16 protein-coding genes and 1 pseudogene are annotated in these 19,515 nt (G+C 61.5%); 10 read left to right on the plus strand and 7 right to left on the minus strand.

Annotated elements, in window-relative coordinates; genetic code table 11:
* Positions 1-18 precede the first annotated feature (18 nt).
* The gene (locus EDF70_RS04405) at positions 19-996 is read left to right on the plus strand and encodes a substrate-binding domain-containing protein (protein WP_132272093.1); all 978 of its coding nucleotides are present in this window, start codon (positions 19-21) and stop codon (positions 994-996) included.
* A 62-nt stretch (positions 997-1,058) separates the two neighbouring features.
* On the opposite strand, the gene EDF70_RS04410 is transcribed toward EDF70_RS04405, so the two are convergent.
* The 5 genes from EDF70_RS04410 to EDF70_RS04430 are packed head-to-tail and all read right to left on the minus strand — an operon-like array spanning position 1,059 to position 6,173.
* Positions 1,059-2,327 (minus strand): ABC transporter substrate-binding protein, encoded by a 1,269-nt coding sequence (locus EDF70_RS04410; RefSeq protein ID WP_132272094.1) that lies wholly within the window; start codon positions 2,325-2,327, stop codon positions 1,059-1,061.
* Between the two features lie 55 nt (positions 2,328-2,382).
* Entirely contained in the window at positions 2,383-3,219 is an 837-nt protein-coding gene (locus EDF70_RS04415) for a carbohydrate ABC transporter permease (RefSeq protein WP_207908228.1), read from the minus strand.
* Positions 3,216-4,148, minus strand: a complete 933-nt coding sequence (locus EDF70_RS04420) for a sugar ABC transporter permease (RefSeq protein ID WP_132272096.1) — start codon at positions 4,146-4,148, stop codon at positions 3,216-3,218. Before EDF70_RS04420 ends, EDF70_RS04415 begins: the two co-directional genes overlap by 4 nt.
* Entirely contained in the window at positions 4,141-5,304 is a 1,164-nt protein-coding gene (locus EDF70_RS04425; RefSeq protein WP_132272097.1) for an ABC transporter ATP-binding protein, read from the minus strand. Before EDF70_RS04425 ends, EDF70_RS04420 begins: the two co-directional genes overlap by 8 nt.
* Positions 5,301-6,173 carry a metallophosphoesterase gene (locus EDF70_RS04430; protein WP_132272098.1) on the minus strand — a complete coding sequence of 291 codons (873 nt, stop codon included), beginning with the start codon at positions 6,171-6,173 and terminating at the stop codon, positions 5,301-5,303. The genes EDF70_RS04425 and EDF70_RS04430 overlap by 4 nt, the downstream gene beginning before the upstream one ends.
* A 250-nt stretch (positions 6,174-6,423) precedes the next feature.
* On the opposite strand from EDF70_RS04430, the gene EDF70_RS04435 reads away from it, so the two are divergent.
* The 4 genes and pseudogenes from EDF70_RS04435 to EDF70_RS04450 all read left to right on the plus strand — a co-directional run.
* On the plus strand, positions 6,424-6,699 hold the full coding sequence (locus EDF70_RS04435) for a hypothetical protein (RefSeq protein ID WP_132272099.1): 276 nt from the start codon (positions 6,424-6,426) through the stop codon (positions 6,697-6,699).
* A gap of 83 nt (positions 6,700-6,782) precedes the next feature.
* A complete protein-coding gene (locus EDF70_RS04440) occupies positions 6,783-7,604 on the plus strand; it encodes a bifunctional allantoicase/(S)-ureidoglycine aminohydrolase (RefSeq protein WP_132272100.1) in 822 nt (273 codons plus the stop codon).
* Positions 7,605-7,673: 69 nt separating this feature from the next.
* Positions 7,674-7,859: a hypothetical protein gene (locus EDF70_RS04445; protein ID WP_132272101.1), complete on the plus strand. Its 186-nt coding sequence runs from the start codon at positions 7,674-7,676 to the stop codon at positions 7,857-7,859.
* A 277-nt stretch (positions 7,860-8,136) separates the two neighbouring features.
* Positions 8,137-8,499, plus strand: a pseudogene (locus EDF70_RS04450) (response regulator); the annotation flags it as partial.
* A gap of 4 nt (positions 8,500-8,503) precedes the next feature.
* Here EDF70_RS04450 and EDF70_RS04455 read toward each other — a convergent pair.
* The gene (locus tag EDF70_RS04455) at positions 8,504-9,187 is read right to left on the minus strand and encodes a flavin reductase family protein (protein ID WP_132272103.1); all 684 of its coding nucleotides are present in this window, start codon (positions 9,185-9,187) and stop codon (positions 8,504-8,506) included.
* Between the two features lie 216 nt (positions 9,188-9,403).
* Here EDF70_RS04455 and EDF70_RS04460 point away from each other — a divergent pair, with 216 nt between their 5' ends.
* Positions 9,404-9,730 (plus strand): hypothetical protein, encoded by a 327-nt coding sequence (locus tag EDF70_RS04460; protein WP_132272104.1) that lies wholly within the window; start codon positions 9,404-9,406, stop codon positions 9,728-9,730.
* Positions 9,731-9,841: 111 nt separating this feature from the next.
* On the opposite strand, the gene EDF70_RS04465 is transcribed toward EDF70_RS04460, so the two are convergent.
* Positions 9,842-11,170 carry a dicarboxylate/amino acid:cation symporter gene (locus EDF70_RS04465; protein ID WP_165931934.1) on the minus strand — a complete coding sequence of 443 codons (1,329 nt, stop codon included), beginning with the start codon at positions 11,168-11,170 and terminating at the stop codon, positions 9,842-9,844.
* Positions 11,171-11,385: 215 nt separating this feature from the next.
* On the opposite strand from EDF70_RS04465, the gene EDF70_RS04470 reads away from it, so the two are divergent.
* The 4 genes from EDF70_RS04470 to EDF70_RS04485 all read left to right on the plus strand — a co-directional run bounded on the left by EDF70_RS04470 (position 11,386) and on the right by EDF70_RS04485 (position 19,477).
* Complete coding sequence (locus EDF70_RS04470) at positions 11,386-13,281, plus strand: ATP-binding protein (protein WP_207908215.1); 1,896 nt, start codon at positions 11,386-11,388, stop codon at positions 13,279-13,281.
* The gene (locus tag EDF70_RS04475) at positions 13,278-14,633 is read left to right on the plus strand and encodes a sigma-54 dependent transcriptional regulator (protein WP_132272107.1); all 1,356 of its coding nucleotides are present in this window, start codon (positions 13,278-13,280) and stop codon (positions 14,631-14,633) included. The genes EDF70_RS04470 and EDF70_RS04475 overlap by 4 nt, the downstream gene beginning before the upstream one ends.
* 283 nt (positions 14,634-14,916) lie before the next feature.
* Complete coding sequence (locus EDF70_RS04480) at positions 14,917-18,303, plus strand: DNA translocase FtsK (protein WP_348639707.1); 3,387 nt, start codon at positions 14,917-14,919, stop codon at positions 18,301-18,303.
* 163 nt (positions 18,304-18,466) lie between these two features.
* Entirely contained in the window at positions 18,467-19,477 is a 1,011-nt protein-coding gene (locus EDF70_RS04485) for an iron ABC transporter substrate-binding protein (RefSeq protein ID WP_132272108.1), read from the plus strand.
* Positions 19,478-19,515: the final 38 nt, after the last annotated feature.

The raw sequence follows: 19,515 nt of genomic DNA on the forward strand, positions 1-19,515 counted from the left end.
TGGACGGAGCGGACGAGCATGGCAACATTGGAAGACGTCGCGAAACGCGCCGGCTGTTCGGTGGCAACGGCCAGCCGTGCATTGAGCGACAAGGGCGCGGTCAGCGAGATTGCCCGAAGACGGGTTTTACGGGCCGCGGCCGAGTTGGGTTATCGCACCTCCACCGTTGTGGCGGGCCGGGCAGCGCGACGGCCTGTCGTGGGACTGCTTATTCCCAGCATCACCAATCCTGTCTTTGCCACGTCCGTTTCGATCATCCAGAACCGCATGCTGGTGGCAGGTCATGGCGTGCTGATCGCGCAGTCGAATTACGATCCGGCGCAGGAGGCCAATGCCATCACGGCGCTTCTCAACGAGCGGCCGACGGGCTTGATCCTGACGCTGTGCGATGCGGCGAATTACCGGCCACCGGTCACAGACATGCCGCCGACAGTGCTGATGCACAATCGGCCGACGCCGCATTTTGCCGCCGCCGTCACCGCCGACAATTTTGCCGCAAGCCGGATGATCACCAGCCATCTGATCGCGCATGGCCATCACCGGATCCTGTTCGTGTCCGGAAGTTTTGCAGCATCCGACCGAGCGCGGCATCGATACGAGGGTCACGCGGCGGCCATGCACGCGGCGGGGCTGGAGGTGCAGGCCGCGCTGCAGATCGGATTTATCGAATACGACCGGCTGGATCTCAGCGAGGCGTTGCGGGCGGAGTGTCCGACGGCGATCATCGCTTCAAACGATCTTTTGGCGCTCGGCGTCATTGGCGCATTGAAGCGCGAGGGGCTTTCTGTTCCGGGTGATGTGTCGGTTGCGGGTTTTGATGGCATTGCCATCGGCCGATTGATCGATCCGGTGCTGACGACGATCGAGATGCCGGATGTCAGCATGGGGGCTGCGGCGGCGTCGCTGCTGCTGGATATTGCCGAAAATCATGCGCCGGCGCGGCATCTCGATATCCCATTCACGATGCGACCGGGCGGAACGGTTCGGGCGATCTGACCTTTCATAGAAAAACCGCCGCACAGTCTCCTGCACGGCGGCTTTTTGTCACGATACCGGTTTTAGCTGCGTGGCAGCAGGCGCTTCACTTCCTTGGCGGCATCTTCCAGAGCTTCTTCCGGCTTGGCCGACTGGTCGACGACGCGCGAAGAGTTGTCGACGATCGTCTGGGTGACGCGCACGCCGTTGGAACCCGGGAAGGCGTACCACGGAACCATGCGCGGCATCTGCTTCAGGCCAGCCTGGAACAGCGGGTTCTTGGCGTAGAAATCACCCAGATATTCCGGCGACTTGGCGGCCAGTTCGTTGTTCGGAACGTAGCCGGTGCCGGGAACGACAACCGATGCGCCGTAAGGGCCGGCTGCGAACTTGGCGAACTTCCAGGCGGCGTCCTGCTTGGCGGCGTCCTTGGTCAGGATGACGACGGCGTTGCCGCCGGTCGGCAGCTTGCCGTTGACCGGGTCGAGAAGCGGGATTTCGGCGGTGCGCAGGTCGAACTTGCCGCCAACGTTCTTGATGGTGTTGGCAAGAGCACCGGTGGTCTGGAAGGCAAAGCCGACCTTGCCGGCAACGAAGGCCTGCTCACCGGCAGCCTTGGTGAAGACCGGCATGCCGGCTTCCTTGACGAGGCGCGACAGGACGCCAAAAGCCTTCTGGCCTTCAGGACCGTTGAAAGCGACCTTGCTTTCGTCTTCCGACAGCATGGTGCCGCCAGCGCCGAACAGCAGCGCCGAGAACATCCAGTCGTCACCCTGCCAACGGAAATCGACCGAGTCGACGCCGTTGCCGAGCGCCTTGATCTTGGCGCCGAGGGCGATCACTTCGTCCCATGTCTTCGGCGGCTGGTCAGGATTGCCACCGGCAGCTTTTACCAGATCGGCATTGTAGTACATGATCGGGTTGGACGTTGCGAAAGCGAGACCGACCTGCTTGCCGTTGACCTGGGCGAGCTTCAGGATCGTGTCCGAAAAGCCCTGTTCGGCCATCGAGGCCTTGTCCTTGGCGATGAACGGCGCGAGATCGACCGGGATCGAACGCTCGTCGGCCATGCGCAGACGGTTGAGGCCGATGAAGGTCAGGTCCGGCATTTCGGACGTGCCTGCCTGGCGCATGATCGTCTGGATGCCTTCCTCATAGGTCGGCGACGGGTTTGCGAACTCGATCTTGATGTCCGGGTTTTCTTCCATGAACTTCTTGGACACCTTGTCCATGACGTCCTTGAAGAATCCGGGCATCGGGTAGTGAACCGTCAGCGTGGTTTCGGCGTGTGCCGGGAAAGCGGCTGCCATGGTGATGGCGGCGGCCGAGAGAAGTTTTGCAAAATGCTTCATTGCATTTCTCCGTGGGAGGATAAAGCGGGGGAGGTGAGGCGACCGGTTGTTCGGGCTATCCCTTCAGACCGGTCATGGTGATGCCCTCGACGAAGCGTTTCTGAGCCAGAAGGAAGGCCGCAACGAGGGGAAGGGTGATGATCAAGGTGGCGGCCATCAGCGCGCCGTAGTCGTCGCCGGCTTCGGCTGCCCGGAAGAACAGAAGGCCGAGTGGCGGTGTGGCGTAAGCCTGATTGGAGACGACGATCAGAGGCCAGTAGAGGTCGTTCCAGTGGGCAACCACGGAAAAGATCGCAAAGGCGGTGATGGCCGGCCAAGCATTGGGCACGATGACGCGCATCACGATGCCGAGTTCCGACATGCCGTCCAGACGGGCGGCATGGATGAGATCGTCCGGCATGGCGCGAAAGAACTGCAGGAACAGGAAGATCGCGAAGACAGAGATCGAGAATGGTGCGACGAGAGCCGTGTAGCTGTTGAGCAGGGCGGCGCTGTCGAAGGCGACGTAGAGCGGCAGCGAGGTGGCGTGGATCGGCACCAGCAGGCCGAGCATGACCAGCGCCATCAGCAAGCGGGCAGCGCCGAATTTCAGCTTGGCCATGGCATAGGCGCAAGGGATGGCGATCACGACCTGAAAGACGAAGATCAGGCCGCAGACGACGACACCGTTCCACAGCAGCGTGCCCATCGACACGCGGCCAAATGCCTTGGCAAAATTTTCCAGGTAAAAGAACTGCGTCGGGATGAGCGACAGCGACGAGGTGAAGATCTCGCTCTGGCCCTTGCCGGCGGTGGAGATCATGAAGATGTAGGGCGCGAGGAAAATGAGCGCGCCGAGCGACAGGAGGGTGAGGCGGATGGCCCGGCCGAGAGTAAAGGTCTGGGTCATCAGTAATGTACCTTCCGGTCGACGAGGCGATATTGCGCGAACATCATCACCACCAGCACGGCGAGGAAAACCACGGTCATGGCCGAGGCGTAACCGACGCGCAGGTAGACAAAGCCCTCCTGATAGATGGTGAAGAGCAGGACTTCGGAGGCCTTGTTGGGGCCGCCTTCGGTGAGTGTCTTGACCGTCTCGAAAACCTTGACCGCGTTGATGACGCTGATCGTGGTGACGAAGACGGTGGTGGGGCCGAGCATGGGCAGGGTGACGAGGAAAAACCGGTCGATGGAGGACTTTGCGCCATCGATTTCGGCGGCGGAATACAAGTCGCGCGGGATGGCGGTCAGGCCAGCGAGGAACAGGATCATGTTGAAACCGACCGTCTGCCACACGCCGATCATCGACAGGCTGTAGAGAACCGTGCCGGCGGAGCCGAGCCAGTTGGGGCCGGGCAGGCCGATCAGGTTGAGCAGGTTGTTGACCGGGCCGATGGTGGGATGCAGCAGGTATTGCCAGACGGTGGCCATGGCGACCAGCAGCGAGGCGACCGGCAGGAAGTATGCCGTGCGGAAGAAGGAACGGCCGACCGTTTCGCTTTCGATCAGCAAGGCCACGCCGAGGCCAAGCAGGATCGAGGCCGGGGCGACGATGGCCGTGTAGATGGCCGTGTTCCAAAGCGACTGGCGGAACGTGCGGTCACCAAAAAGTTCGGCGTAGTTTTCAAAGCCGACAAACTTGAAGGTGCTGTAACCGAGTTCGAAATCGGTAAAGCCGAGCGTGATGACGGCGATAACCGGCGCGACGATGAACAGGATGATGAGGATCATCGCAGGCGCCGCCAGCATCCAGGCAACGCGGGCTTCGTGACGTTCGCTGACGTTGACGATGGGCCGTGATTTTTCCACGGGCAGGGAGATGGCGGTCATGTCAGCCATGCGCCCGCTCCAGCAGGGTGGTGAAGGTGAGATCGGCGCGCAGACGGGCGCCATCGGCACCGAATACCATCAGGCGTTCGCCCTGCGGCACGATCGTCACCGGCTTGCCGGCGACAAGGCCCTTGGCTTCCGAAGGCGCGAGTTTCACGACCATGCTTTCGCCGATGGCGTCGAGCTTGGTGTAGACGATCACTTCCGAACCGAGGAACTCGAGGCGCTCGATATGGGCCGGCAGGCCGGGCGTTCCCATGTCGGCGATCGACAGGAATTCCGAGCGGATTGCGACGGTGATATCGGAACCGGGCGCCAGCGTTTCATGCGGCTGCAGACGCCATGTGCCGAGCGTGACGGCGCCATCGGCATCGACGCGGCTGGCAATGGTGTTGATGCGCGGCTGGCCGACAAACTTTGCCACTTCGATATGGGCCGGATCGTCATAGATGACTTCCGGCGCTGCGAGCTGCAGCAGGCTGCCGGACATCATCACAGCGACGCGGTCAGCCATCGACAGGGCTTCCGCCTGATCGTGGGTAACGTAAAGCGTCGGTACGCCGGCGCGGCGGTGCAGATCGACGATTTCGCCGCGGGCATGGACGCGCAGGTTGGCGTCCAGGTTGGAAAGCGGCTCGTCCATCAAGAACAGGCCGGGCTGGCGCACCATTGCCCGCGCCAAGGCGACGCGCTGACGCTGGCCGCCGGACATCTGGCCGGGTTTGCGGTCGACCAGGTGATCTATCTTCAGCGAACGGGCCATGTCGGTGACCTGGCGCATGATATCCTTGCGGATTTCCCGCTGGCCCGGCAGCATCGAGCCGATGACCGGCAGGCGCTGCATTGAGGTCAGGTTGCGCATGGCGAGCGGCACGGCGATGTTCTGACCGGCGGTCAGATGCGGATAAAGAGCGTAGGACTGAAACACCATGGCGACGTTGCGTTCGGCCGCGACCAGGCGCGTCAGGTCGCGGCCGCCGGCAACGATCTCACCGCTGTCGGCGCCTTCAAGACCGGCGACGATGCGCAGCAGCGTGCTCTTGCCGCAGCCCGAGGGACCGACCAGCGCGATGAACTCGCCGGCTTCCGCCTCCAGGCTGATGCCCTTCAGAATGTGGTTCTCACCAAAGGACTTGGTGACGTTCTTGATGGAAAGCGCGCTCATTCGGCGGCCTCGTTCGTTTCCTGGGTCGCGGCCTTCTTTGCGCTCTGCGGATAGACCTCCTCGATCACGTCATCGATGACATGCGCGACCATGCCCGGAACAGCGACGATGGTGCTGGTGACTGTTGCGCCGAATTCGTGGACGACGGCACCGATCAGGCGTTCGCCCGGCATTTCGCGCTCCAGTGTATCAATGATGAAGGCGGCGGCCGGACCCCAGACGATGGCGGTGTCTTCGAACTTGCCTTCCCATGCCCAGTGCAGGTGGCCGCTGGCGAAGAGGGCAACGTCGTGGGCTGCGATCAGGTCATACATGCGGCCGCGCTGGGCAGGGCGCAGGCCCCAGTAGCCGGTATCACCTTCCTGCGGTTCATCGACGAATAGCGGCTTGTGGGAGAACATCGCAACGCGGCGGTCGCCACGGCTTTCCAGCACTTCCTTCAGCCAGACGAACTGGGCTTCTTCTTCCGCACCGTCGGCGTCATCGCCCTGGCCGAACAGGAGGGCATTGAGGCCGATGAAACGCCAGTTGCCATTGTCGGTGTCGGCATCGTGGAACCAGTAGTCGCGGCCGACCATGTCGCGCCAGCGGTTCAGACGCTCGGCATTGACGGGCTGCGGCGAGCCGGGCAGGTGGCCGACATCATGATTGCCGGGCAGGATCAGCATCGGAACCGAGGTTTCGCGCATCAGGTCCATGGAGAAGGAGAGGTCGTTGGCGTGGTCCGCGCCATCGACGGAAAGGTCGCCCGTATGGATGATCAGGTCCGGCTCTTCCGCCTCGATCCACTGCAGCAGAGGCGCCCAATTGCCGTTGAAATGCGGCTTCATGGGGCTCAAGTGCGTATCGGTGATCTGGATGACTTTCATAGGGCAAACTCCAACATTCCGGCGGGCGGCCTTCATGGCGCCACGCATCTGTTGAGGGGCGTCTTAACGAGCTTGCTTGTCAGTCAAATTACAGGGGTTTCCAGTTTCCTTCCATTTTCGTCATGGAACCGTCATACGACCGCGTTTGTGCGGTTTTCGCCGGCAATCCGGGCATCTCGGAAAAAATGTGGAAACTGCAACAAAGCTGTCGCATGACATGTGTATAGGCCGGGCCATAGGAGTTGCCCTGATGTCCAGAGATCTTACGCTATGCCAGGCCGTCCATGACCCGCTGATCGCGCTGATGCGCAAGGCGGACGGGATCGGCACGCCGGAATTTGCGACGTTTCTGATCTCTGCGGCCGACCATTATCGTGTCAGCGAGCTCGAGAGCCTGCAGCGCCGTCGCGTCGACCAGTTCTACAGGATGATCGGTGCCGGCGATATCCATATGCCGAAGCCGCGCGAGACGGCTCGCGACGTGCCCAAGCACGTGGTCAAAGGCCCGATCTGGGACCTCTGCTGAACCGCGATCTGCGCTCAATTCCCCATTGCCGAACCCGGATGTGGTGCTTACACCTTGAGCATCGATAATAACGGGTGCAGCGCATGACATCTTCCAGCTATTTTTCCGCCGTGGGTGGCCTGCCGCCACAGACGCAGACACTGTCCAGCAAGGCGGTGTTCACCACGGCCTATGCGGTCATTCCGAAGACGGTGATGAGCGACATCGTCACCAGCGTTCTGCCGCATTGGGAAAAGACACGGGCGTGGATTCTGGCGCGGCCGATGACCGGATTTTCCGAGACGTTTTCGCAATATATCGTCGAGGTGGAGCCCGGCGGCGGCAGTGTTCGTCCCGAGCCGGACGCGCGTGCGCAGGCTGCGATCTTTGTCGTGGACGGCGGTGTGACCATCACGCTCGATGGTGCGGGACATGTGTTGAAGACCGGTTCGTTCGCCTATCTGCCGGCCGGTTCCGCCTGGACGATCAGGAATGACGGTGCCGAGGCCGTGCGGTTCCACTGGGTGCGAAAGGTGTTCAAGGTGGTGGAGGGGCTGGAAGCGCCGCCGGCAATCTTCTCCCACGAAGACGACTGCGAAATGCACGCCATGCCGGATACCGAAGGCCGTTGGGCGACGACGCGCTTCATCGATCCGTCCGATGTACGTTACGACATGCATCTGAACATCGTCACCTTCGAACCGGGCGCCACCATTCCCTTTATGGAAACCCATATCATGGAGCACGGACTTTACGTGCTGGAGGGCAAGGCGGTCTACCGTTTGAATTCCGACTGGGTCGAGGTGGAAGCCGGCGATTTCATGTGGCTGCGCGCCTATTGCCCGCAGGCCTGTTATGCCGGCGGACCGGGACGTTTCCGTTACCTGCTCTACAAGGATGTGAACCGCCACGCCGACCTCTGGTAGCCGGTTTCGCCTGAGGAACAACGATCCTTTCCCAACGTTGTCGTGTCACAGACAATAATGGAGGCCATCATGCCGAGGGAACACAGCAATTCCAACGAGGCACCGTCCGCGGCGGTGAAATCGCTGAAGGACGAAAAGAAGGCGCAAGCCCGGACCAAGCCCGAAAGTGAACTGGACGAGGGTCTGGAAGACACGTTTCCGGCCAGTGATCCGGTTTCCGCCACACGTCCCGGCAGTGGCGCCGACGAGAAATAGCGGTCGGCATCGAGTTCAGGCTTATCCATCAGATGACGACCCGGTTGCGATGCTGCCGGGTCTGTTTTTTGTGGTCCGTGTGCGGTATCGGACGAAGAAAATTCTGTAATGTCCTCAATCTTGTCGTAATAATACCCCACGCTATCTGTTCTGCTGGACAGGCTGCGGGTGGCGTGCTTGTGCTACGAATTCATGCCCGGTGTGCACTGCGGGGCGGTATAACCAAAAGAATACAGATAAGCCCCGGGGGTAATCGGATATGAGCGACCTGCAGCCGCAACGACGGATTCTGATGGTCGATGACGACGTGCTGATCGCCATGACATCCGTCGATATGCTGGAGGAACTCGGTCACAAGGTGATCGAGGCGCATTCCGGCCGCGAGGCGCTTGAACTGCTCGGCAAGGCCATCGATAGCGGCGACCGCATCGACCTGTTGATCACCGATTTTTCCATGCCCGGCATGAATGGCGCAGAACTTGCCGTACAGGCTCGCCAGATCGTTCCCGGCCTGCCGATCCTGTTGGCGAGCGGTTATACCGATCTGCCGGATGGCATGGACATCAATGTCGGCCGGCTTGGAAAGCCGTATTCGCAGGAAGATTTGGCGAGCGAGATCGCCAAGGTGCTGGTGGGGTAACGGGCTATTCGCCCGCTTCCCTGACCGGTGCCAGCGGCATCTGCGGCCGCAGATGCGCCGCGCCGCGATAACGAGCCTCATCCATCGTCTCCAGATCAAAACCGTCGCGCGTCGTGGCGTAGCCGTGTCCGCCCATGCGGCCGACCGCATCGAGAATGGCCGGATCGATATGCAGGCGCTCGTTGACCATGTCGGCGCGCAGATGGGCCGCGACGATTTCGCCGACGATGATTTCCCGCGAATTGCCGACATCGAGATAGGAATGCAGCCGGCATTCGAGGGCTGCCGGGGCCTCGGCAATGCTGGGGCAGGCTATTTTTGAGCCCGGCCGCAATGTCAGGCCGGCTTCGGCCACTTCATCCACTGTTTCATCAAAAGGCACGGCGGTGATGTTCATCGCATCCATCAGTGTGTGCGAAACGATGTTGACGGAAAATATGCCGGTGTCGCGGATGTTACGGCCGGTGTCCTTGGAAGCGCCGGTCTGACGATATTCCACGCCGAGCGCAACGATCGGCGGATCGGAGCTCAGGCAATTGAAGAAGCTGAACGGTGCCGCGTTGACGCGGCCGTCCGTGCCGATCGTGGTGACCCAGGCAATCGGGCGCGGCACGATGGTGCCGATCATGATCTTGTAGCGGTCGCGCGGCGACAGTTCCGCGAAGTCGAGCGTGATGGTTTCGGTCATGGCTGGTTCCCGTCGGCCGTATGGTCGGCCTGTCCTTGTTTCCCGCTCTCTTCGGCGGTGCAGCATGAGGCTACATGGCGGCAGGCGGGATGTGCAAGGTGGTTCCGTCGTCGTTTGATCCTGTTTTTCTTCTTAAGGTTGCTGTTGATATTTTATGCAACCTATGATTATTTGTTGTGCGCATACACAATCAATAACTGAAGCGGAGAGCACCTCATGGCCCAACCAATAACCAAAATCTATGTCGTCAATAATGCCGGCTTCGTCCTGAACTTCGAGATCCGTTGGAGTGATGGAAAGGGGCACTGGTTCACGGTTGACTGGAACAGCGGAAATTATCCGATCAATCAAACCAGGGAGACGCCCGACCTTGGGACGCTTGGTGTTCCCAACAATGCCCCAGTCAACGTCAAGGTCCATGCCGTCGCGGGCAAGGACAATGATGGCGATGAATCGGTGACGTATGTTGCCGGGTCCACAGGCACGGCGACTTACACCGTGGCCGGAACGACGCTGCATTACAGCGTGCATCTCAACGATTGAACGGAACAGCACAGCACTGCATCGGCAATGGCAGCGCTATGTCTAATCATAAGAAAAGCCCGAAGCATCGCTGCTCCGGGCTTTTCTCATGCGGGTCTTGGGAGGACCGTATTATTCGGCGGGCTGCAATGCTGCAGGCGCCGGTTCGCCGGAGAGCTGGCCGGACATCGCCTTGTCGAGCATGTCCTTGTCCAGTTCGCCTTCCCAGCGGGCAACCACGATGGTGGCGACCGCGTTGCCGACGAGGTTGGTGAGTGCGCGGCATTCCGACATGAAACGGTCGATGCCGAGGATCAGTGCCATGCCGGCGACCGGGACCGACGGGACGACCGACAGCGTGGCAGCCAGCGTGATGAAGCCGGCGCCGGTGATGCCGGCGGCACCCTTTGACGACAACATCGCTACCAAGAGAAGCAGGATCTGGTCGGTCAGCGACAGGTCGATGCCGGTTGCCTGGGCGATGAACAGGGCTGCCAGCGTCATGTAGATGTTGGTGCCGTCGAGGTTGAAGGAATAACCGGTCGGGATGACCAGGCCGACGACCGAGCGCTTGCAGCCGGCGCGTTCCATCTTCTGCATCAGGTTGGGCAGGGCCGCTTCCGAAGAGGAGGTGCCGAGAACCAGCAGCAGCTCTTCCTTGATATAGCGGATCAGCGACAGGATGGAGAAGCCGTTATATTTGGCGACCGCACCCAGCACGACCAGCACGAAGAGCAGGGCCGTGATGTAAAAGGTTAGGATGAGGTAGGCGAGGTTGGCGACCGAACCGATGCCGTATTTGCCGATGGTGAACGCCATGGCGCCAAAAGCACCGATCGGGGCGGCCTTCATCAGAATGGCAACGAGGCGGAAGATCGGGGTGGTGAGCGCGGTCAGGAAGTCCAGAACCGGCTTGCCCTTTTCGCCGACCATGCCGAGCGAAATACCGAACAGGACCGAGAAGAACAGGACCTGCAGGATATCGCCCTGTGCAAACGCGCCGACAATGGTTTCCGGGATGATGTTCATCAGGAAGCCGGTGATCGTCGTTTCATGCGCCTTGGTGGCGTAAGATGCGACTGCCTTGCCGTCGAGCGAGGCCGGATCGATGTTCATGCCGGCGCCGGGCTGCAGCACGTTGCCGACGATCAGGCCGACGATGAGGGCGAACGTCGAGAAGCAGAGGAAGTAGAGCATCGCCTTGCCGGCGACGCGACCGACCTTCTTCAGGTCGGACATGCCGGCAATGCCGGTGGCGACGGTGAGGAAGATGACGGGGGCGATGATCATCTTCACCAGACGGATGAAGGCGTCACCGAGAGGCTTCAGGCTGGCACCGAATTCCGGGTAAAAATGGCCGAGCAACATGCCGGCGATGATGGCGACGACGACCTGAAAATACAGGTGCCGATAGAATGGCAATGCCTCCGCCTTTCCGGCGGTGGGTGCTTGGATATCCATGATGTCCTCCAGTTGCCCCGCTCACGGTTCCTACCCGGGGCAGCAGTTGATAGAATGCAAGGACAGCAGCAAGGGGCGTGCCAGTTTTCGTTTCAATCGATTAAGTTATTGAAATGATAGTGATCAAATGGCGGTCTGTCAGTTTTTTATCTCGAATTTGTGCGGATATCCGCACTTTCTGTTGATGACTGTGCGAATTCATGCTCATTTGCGGCATGTCAAAACAAGTCCGCTTCGAGACCGAGACCATGTTGCGCCGACAGTTCCGCCGGGCATGGGCCATTTTTGCCGTTTCCGCTCTGTGTTTCGGTCTCGCGTTGGGGCTAGTCGTCGAGCATTACAGCAAGGTTTCGGCGCTGGCCGGGCTGGAGCGTCAGGGGCGCACCGAGGCGGACCTGAAGGTGGCGCTGCTGCGCGCCTCGCTGGAGCGGCCGCGGGCGCTGCCGCTGCTGCTGGCCGGTGACCGCGATGTGCGCGATGCTCTGACCGATCCGAACGGATCACGTTCGACGGAGCGGCGCGAGTTGCTGGATGCCAAGCTGGAAGATCTGGTGGTGCAGACCAACGCCTCGGTCATCTATGTGGTCGGGCTCGACGGTATTGCGATTGCTTCCAGCAACTGGCGCGAACCGACCAGCTTTGTCGGCAACGACTATGCGTTTCGCGCCTATTTTTCCGGGGCGATGAAGGATGGTTCCGCCGAACATTTTGCACTCGGCAGCGTCAGCAAGCGGCCGGGGCTTTATATATCACAGCGGGTGGGGCCGGTTGATGCGCCGCTCGGCGTGGTGGTCGCCAAGATGGAGTTCGACCAGCTGGAGGCTGAGTGGCGCAATTCCGGCCGGCCTTCCTACGTGGTTGATACCAACCATGTCGTGCTGGTTTCGAGCGTGCCGTCCTGGCGGTTCATGACGACGCAGCCGCTGCATCCGGAAGATCTCGGCGCTATCAGGGAAAGCCTGCAATTCGGCGATGCGCCGCTTCTGCCTTTGCCATTCTCGCGCGAAAAGATGGTGGGCGACGCGGCCGCGACCATGTGGGCAGTGATGCCGGGCGAGGCGGGCCCGCAGGACTTTTTGCGCATCACTGCGGCAATCGCCTCGACGCCGTGGCGGTTTGAATACCTGATGCCGATCCGGCTGCCGCTTGCCGACGCCATGCGCGAGGCGCGGCTGACGGCGCTTCTGGGCTGGGTCGCGCTGGTGGCGCTGGCGGGGCTGCTGTTGCGGCGCCGTCAGGTGACGGTGATGACGATTGCCCGTGAACAGCGGGCGCGCGAGGAGCTGGAAGAGCGGGTGGCGGCGCGCACCATCGATCTCAGTCTGGCGCGCGACCGGCTGCAGGCAGAGATCACCGACCACGAGGCGACCGATCGCAAATTGCAGGCGGTGCAACAGGATCTGGTGCAAGCCAACCGGCTGGCGATCCTGGGGCAGGTGGCGGCTGGCGTGGCGCATGAAATCAACCAGCCAGTGGCGACCATCCGCGCCTATGCGGACAATTCCAAGGTTTTTCTAGCGCGTGGGAAAACTGAAAATGCGGTGGAAAATCTTGGCCTGATTGCAGCGCTGACGGAGCGGATCGGTGCGATTACCGAAGACTTGAAGGCGCTTTCTCGAAAAGGGCGCTCGGAAGCGGTTCCGGTTCTGCTGCAGGACGTTTTTGATGGTGCGCTGATGCTGGTGCGCAGTCGTTTTACCGGGCGACTGGATACGTTGACGATCTTTCCGCCGCCGCAAGGTCTTGCAGTGATGGGCAGCCGGCTGCGGCTGGAGCAGGTTTTTATCAATCTCATCCTCAATGCGCTTGAAGCAGTTGAAGGGCAGGGTGACGCCCATATCACTGTGACCACCGAAGTCGCGGGTGAGCGTGTGGCGATCCGCGTCTCCGACAATGGGCCGGGTGTGCCGGAAAAAATTCTGGCGGCGATGTTCGAGCCGTTCAATTCTTCCAAGGATCGCGGTCTGGGGCTCGGGCTGGTGATCTCCAAGGATATCGTTTCCGATTATGGCGGCCGCATCGAGGTGGAAAGCGCGCCGGGCCATACCTGTTTCACCGTGTTTCTGGCGCGAGCGGTGGTGGACGATTTGATTGAAGAGGAAAAACCATGAGCAGGACGGAGAAGGTTTTCCTTATCGATGATGACGCCGATCTGTTGCGCGCCACCGCACAGACGCTTGAGCTGGCGGGTTTCGAGGCGGCGCTGTTTACCTCCGCTGCCGACGCGCTGTCGCGGCTTGATGCCGGGTTCGAAGGTGTCATCGTTTCGGATATCCGCATGCCGGGATTGGATGGTCTGGAACTCTTTGAGCGCGTGCGGGATATGGATGCGGAACTGCCGGTGATCCTGATGACCGGGCACGGTGATATCCCGATGGCGGTGAAGGCCATTCAGGACGGGGTCTATGATTTTATCGCCAAACCGTTTGCCACCGATCGGTTGATACAATGTATTCGCCGGGCTGCTGAAAAACGCCGGCTGACGATGGAGAATCGCCATCTGCGACAGGTGGCGGCGGAAGGTGGGGCGGGGCCGCAGCTGCTGGGCCAGACGCCCGTCATGGTGCGGCTGCGCCAGACGCTGAAGCAGATCGCCGATACCGATGTTGACGTGCTGGTGACGGGAGAAACCGGCAGCGGCAAGGAAGTGGTCGCCAGCCTGCTGCATCAATGGGGCAGGCGTGCGCAGGGGCATTTTGTGGCGCTGAACTGCGGCGCCTTGCCGGAACAGATCATCGAGAGCGAGCTTTTTGGCCACGAGCCGGGTGCCTTTACCGGGGCGCAGAAGAAGCGCGTCGGACGCATCGAGCATGCCGATGGCGGCACGCTGTTCCTCGACGAGATCGAGAGCATGCCGATGTCGACGCAGGTGCGCATGCTGCGTGTGCTGGAAATGCGCGAGGTGGCGCCACTCGGCACCAACGATATAAGGCCGGTCGATCTGCGCGTGGTGGCGGCGGCCAAGGTGGATCTCGGTGATCCGGGGCAGCGGGCGAGCTTTCGCGAGGATCTTTATTACCGGCTGAACGTGGTGTCCTTGTCTATCCCGCCGCTGCGGGAGCGGCGTGAGGATATCGTCCTGCTGTTTCACTATTTTGCCGAGAAAGCGGCGCGGCGCTTTTCGCGCGATGTGCCGGCCATGTCCGACGCCGTCACGCGCTATCTTGCCGATCACCATTGGCCGGGCAATGTGCGCGAGCTTTCGCATTTTGCCGAACGCATCACGCTGGGGCTGGAGCCGGTACCGCTCTCGGGCGGTGCCAGTTCGGAGAGGGGAGGGGGCACAATTATGTCCTTGCCCGAACGGGTCGACGCGCACGAGGCGGAGATCATCCGCGACACGCTGACCTCTTTCGGCGGCAATGTGCAGCAGACGATTGCGGCCCTGAAGATCCCGCGAAAGACGTTTTACGACAAGCTGCAGCGCTATGGCATCGTGCGCTCCGACTACGCCGAGCGCTGAGGGCGGCGTTTACCTGACCGAGTTTCGTAGAATGATTTTTTGACCTGTTTTGTGTCAACGAAATCAGATGCATGCGTGACGAATAGGGTAGATTTCCTCATGCTTTGAGGGGTGCCGGGATGGCACGACGAGGGGTGTCCGAAAGGACCTGTTAACCTTTATTTTCTATCTCTTATCCGTTCGTGCCCCTCCTGTCCTTCGTTCGGTGCCCATGCAGTTTTCTCGTACAAATCCATCCCAGAAAAACGAAAAAGACATCGCCGAGGACGGCGGATCGCAGCCCGTGGAAACCGCAACGTCCTTGGCGGAGCGGGAGGCGGTCTATGCGGCAGCCCAGGCGCGCAAAGATCTTCTGGCCCGCATGCAGGCGCCGGTTCAGCTCTCCGCACAGGCGCGGCAGGCCGCTGCTGCTGCAGCGACGGCTTCTGCCGATGCCGCACGCGCCAAGGAGGATGAGGCCTGGCAGCAGGCGTTTCGTCTGGCGCCGAATGTGCGGTTTACCCGTACCCCGGAAACGGCTCTGTCGCTGCGCCATGCCGATGCGCATGAGCCGGCGGCGGCCGTGATGCCGGATGCCTATGCCCAGCTTTCGATCGAAGGTGCAGGCGAACACGCTGCCCGCAAGGTCGCTGCCGCTCCGGTCGTGGACGGCGAAGCTGAACGGCTGGCTGCCGAGGTGGCCGCAAAGGCTGCCGCGGCGGAAGCGTTTCGCAATTCTCTGCCCAGAACGGGTTCACCGCTGATCGTGCCGCGGCGTGTGCCCGCGGTCTCCGGTCCCGTTGCTGCGGCTGTCACGACGCCGGTGCCGATGACGCCGATCAGTGGTCCCGTTTCCCAGATCCCTGCGTCCCAGCAGGTCCCGGCTCAGGGTCCGGCGCAGGCCGATGTGCAGCAGATGGTCGCCACCACTGCGCCCGTCGCCGCGCCCTCGATCCTGATGCCGGATGGTTTTGATGGATATGTCGCAGTAGCGCCGCAGACGCCTGCGATGCATCCGAAATTCTCGTCCAGCGGTTCGGTCGATACGATTGCCGGATTGCAGCAGCTGGCCGCCGCCATGCGTCGCGGCCTCGTGCAGAGCATGCCGACCCCGGCCGGTTCGCTGGTGGCAAACGATGTGGCGCCGATGGCTGTCGCGCCCGTTGCTGCCGTAACGGTACCGCAGGCTGAAGCTGCAACGGAACAGACGGCGGCGCCAGTTGCCGTTTCCGATTTCGCCTTCTGGGAAATGATGCCGTTCGATGTCGCCGAAATCCCGCCGATGTCGGATGCGTTGCATGGCCACCAGATCGCCACGCCGGTGGAAAAGCCGGTTGCTGCGGCACCGCTGCCGGTGATCGTGCAGACACCACAGCCGGCAAAGCCCGTGATGGCGCCGGAAATGCTGATGCTGCTGAACTCCAAGCGTTTTTATGCACCTGCGGGTTCGGTCGTTGCGCTCTACCACGAAGTGGCGACTGCCAGGCACGCCGAAGTTGCTGCCGAACTGCAGTCGCTGCCGCCGCTTCTGCAGGCGGCGATCGAAGGCCCGGTAAGCCATGCGACGCAGCCGACCGTGCAGGCCACACCTGCGCCAGCGATGCCCATGCCCGTGCCCGCCAACCAGCAGGCCGTGCCTGTGGCGCCGATTGTTGCCAATGCGCATCCGATGATGCGCGCCGGTGCTATGCAGGCCGCAGCCATGCTGCAGCCGATGGTTTCCGCCGTCGCAACGCCGGTGGCAACGCATTCGCCGCTCACCCGGACGACGGCTTTCGTGCAGCCGGCGCCGGTTGCCGCCGAACCGGTTGCCGCTCCCGCCGTGACGGCCTTCAGCGCGGCACCTGCTTTCGGTGGACCTTCGTTTGGCGGCCCTTCCTTCGGTGCGCATGCTTTTGGCGGTTCTGCTTTTGGCGGTTCTGCTTTCGGTGTGCCGGCTTATGCGGCGCCGATCATTCCGGCTGCCGAGCCGACGCCTGCTGCCCCGGTGGTGGAGACGGTGACCGAGGTTGCCGCAGTCCAGGCTGCGGTTGAAACGGCTCAGGCGGCTGTTGCTGCACCGGTTCCGACGCCGAGCAATGTGACCATCACCGTTCCGGCCGCCACGCCGGCCCGTGCGCAGACCGTGCGTCCGAGCCTTGCCGAATACGAGTTTCCGCCGATCAGCCTGTTGCAGGAACCGCGCGGCGAGCGTGGTCAGGCCATGCAGCCCGACGCGCTGCAGCAGAGCGCCGGCCTTCTCGAAAGCATTCTCGAAGATTTTGGCGTCAAGGGCGAGATCATCGACGTGCGTCCCGGTCCGGTCGTCACGCTTTATGAATTCGAACCGGCACCGGGTGTGAAGTCTTCCCGCGTCATCGGCCTCGCAGACGATATCGCCCGTTCGATGTCGGCACTGTCTGCTCGCGTCGCCGTCGTGCCCGGCCGCAATGTCATCGGTATCGAACTGCCGAATGCCGTGCGCGAAACCGTGTTCTTCCGCGAACTGATCGAGTGCGAGGATTACTGGGAAACCAAACATCGCCTCGCGCTTTGCCTCGGCAAGACGATCGGTGGCGAGCCGGTCATCGCCGAACTCGCAAAGATGCCGCATCTGCTGGTGGCCGGCACGACCGGTTCGGGCAAGTCCGTTGCCATCAACACGATGATCCTGTCGCTTCTCTACCGGCTGCGCCCGGAAGAATGCCGCCTGATCATGATCGATCCCAAAATGCTGGAACTGTCGGTTTATGACGGCATCCCGCACCTGCTGACGCCGGTCGTCACAGACCCCAAGAAGGCAGTTCTCGCGCTGAAATGGGCTGTGCGCGAGATGGAAGACCGTTATCGCAAGATGTCGCGTCTCGCCGTTCGCAATATCGACGGTTACAACCAGCGCGCCGCTGCGGCGCGTGAGGCCGGCGAGGTGATCAAGGTCAACGTGCAGGTCGGGTTCGACCGCCACAATGGCGAGATCGTCTACGAGGAACAGGAGATGGACCTCGCGCCGATGCCTTATATCGTTGTCATCATCGACGAGATGGCCGACCTGATGATGGTGGCTGGCAAGGAAATCGAAGGTGCCGTTCAGCGTCTGGCGCAGATGGCGCGTGCCGCCGGTATCCATGTGATCATGGCGACGCAGCGTCCCTCGGTCGATGTCATTACCGGCACGATCAAGGCAAACTTCCCGACGCGCATCTCCTTCCAGGTGACGTCGAAGATCGACAGCCGCACCATTCTGGGCGAACAGGGCGCGGAAAACCTGCTCGGCCAGGGCGACATGCTGCATATGGCCGGCGGTGGACGCATTTCGCGTGTGCATGGTCCGTTCGTCTCGGATGCCGAGGTCGAACATGTGGTCAAGCACCTGAAGCTTCAGGGCCGTCCGGAATATCTCGGCACCGTGACCGAGGACGAGGAAGAGGGCGGCGCCGACGAGGCGACTGACGAAGCCGTGTTCGACAAAGGTGCCATGGGTGCCGAGGACGGCGGCGACGATCTTTACGAAAAGGCCGTCAAGGTCGTTCTGAAGGATCGCAAATGCTCGACCTCCTATATCCAGCGCCGTCTGTCGGTGGGGTATAACCGCGCCGCGTCGCTGGTGGAACGCATGGAACAGGAAGGTCTGGTTGGCCCGGCCAACCATGTCGGCAAACGCGAGATCATCGGTGATGGTCGCGGGCCGCAGGGTTCCGGTCTGGACGACTGAGGTTTTTACCTCGGATGTGAATGATGGGAGAGGGTCCGCTTGCGGGCCCTTTTTCGTGTGCAGCTTGGCGGGCGCGATCCAAAACTTGACGGCCATCCTCGCCTTTCAATAGAACAGTGCGGCTGCGATCTCTGTTTCGCGGGGTGTCCTGGAGGATGTTTTCTTGAGAAATTCCGTTGCCCTTCTCGCCGGTGCCAGCGCGCTGGCGGTTTCCGTTTTTGCTCCGCCGGCCCATGCCCAGGTGGCCGATGCGATCACCATCTACAATGCACAGCACGAGGGGCTGACGAAGGAATGGGCGGAGGCGTTCAAGGAGGATACCGGCATTGTCGTGACCATCCGCAACGGCTCCGACATGGAATTCGCCAACCAGATCGTGCAGGAGGGGGAAAACTCTCCGGCAGACGTTTTTCTGACCGAAAACTCGCCGGCCATGGCGCTGGTGGATGGCAAAGGCCTTTTCGAGCCTGTTGCCGCCGATACGCTGGCGCAGGTGCCCGAACAATTCAGGCCGTCTAACGGTCACTGGATCGGGGTGGCGGCGCGCTCGACCGTGTTTGCCTATGACAAGACGAAACTTTCCGCAGACAAGCTGCCGAAATCCATGCTCGACCTCGCCACGCCGGAATGGAAGGGGCGCTGGGCGGCCTCACCTTCGGGGGCCGATTTTCAGGCGATTGTCGGTGCCTTGTTGCAGTTGAAGGGCAGGGACACGACGGAAAACTGGCTGGAGGGCATGCAGGCCAATTACACCGCCTACAAGGGTAATTCGATCGCCATGAAGGCAGTCAATGCCGGGGAGGTGGAGGGCGCGCTGATCTACCACTATTATTATTTTGGCGATCAGGCCAAGACCGGCGAGAACAGCAACAATGTCGGCCTGCATTATTTCAAGGGGCAGGATCCGGGCGCCTTCGTTTCGATTTCCGGCGGCGGCATTTTGAAATCCTCCAAACACAAGGAGCAGGCGCAGGCCTTTCTGGAATGGCTGACCGGTGAAGGTGGCCAGCGGGTTTTGCGCGATGGCACATTCTTCGAATATGCGGTGGGCAAGGGCCAAGCCTCCAACAAGGCGCTGGTGCCGCTGGCCGAGCTCGACGCGCCAAAAGTGGAGCCATCGACGCTCAACAATGCGCAAGTGACCGACCTGATGACCGAGGCGGGGATTTTTTGAGGCGCGACAGCCGTTTTTCCCTCCCGCCCTTTTCAGGC

The organism is Neorhizobium sp. JUb45 (assembly GCF_004343585.1).
Lineage (GTDB): Bacteria > Pseudomonadota > Alphaproteobacteria > Rhizobiales > Rhizobiaceae > Neorhizobium.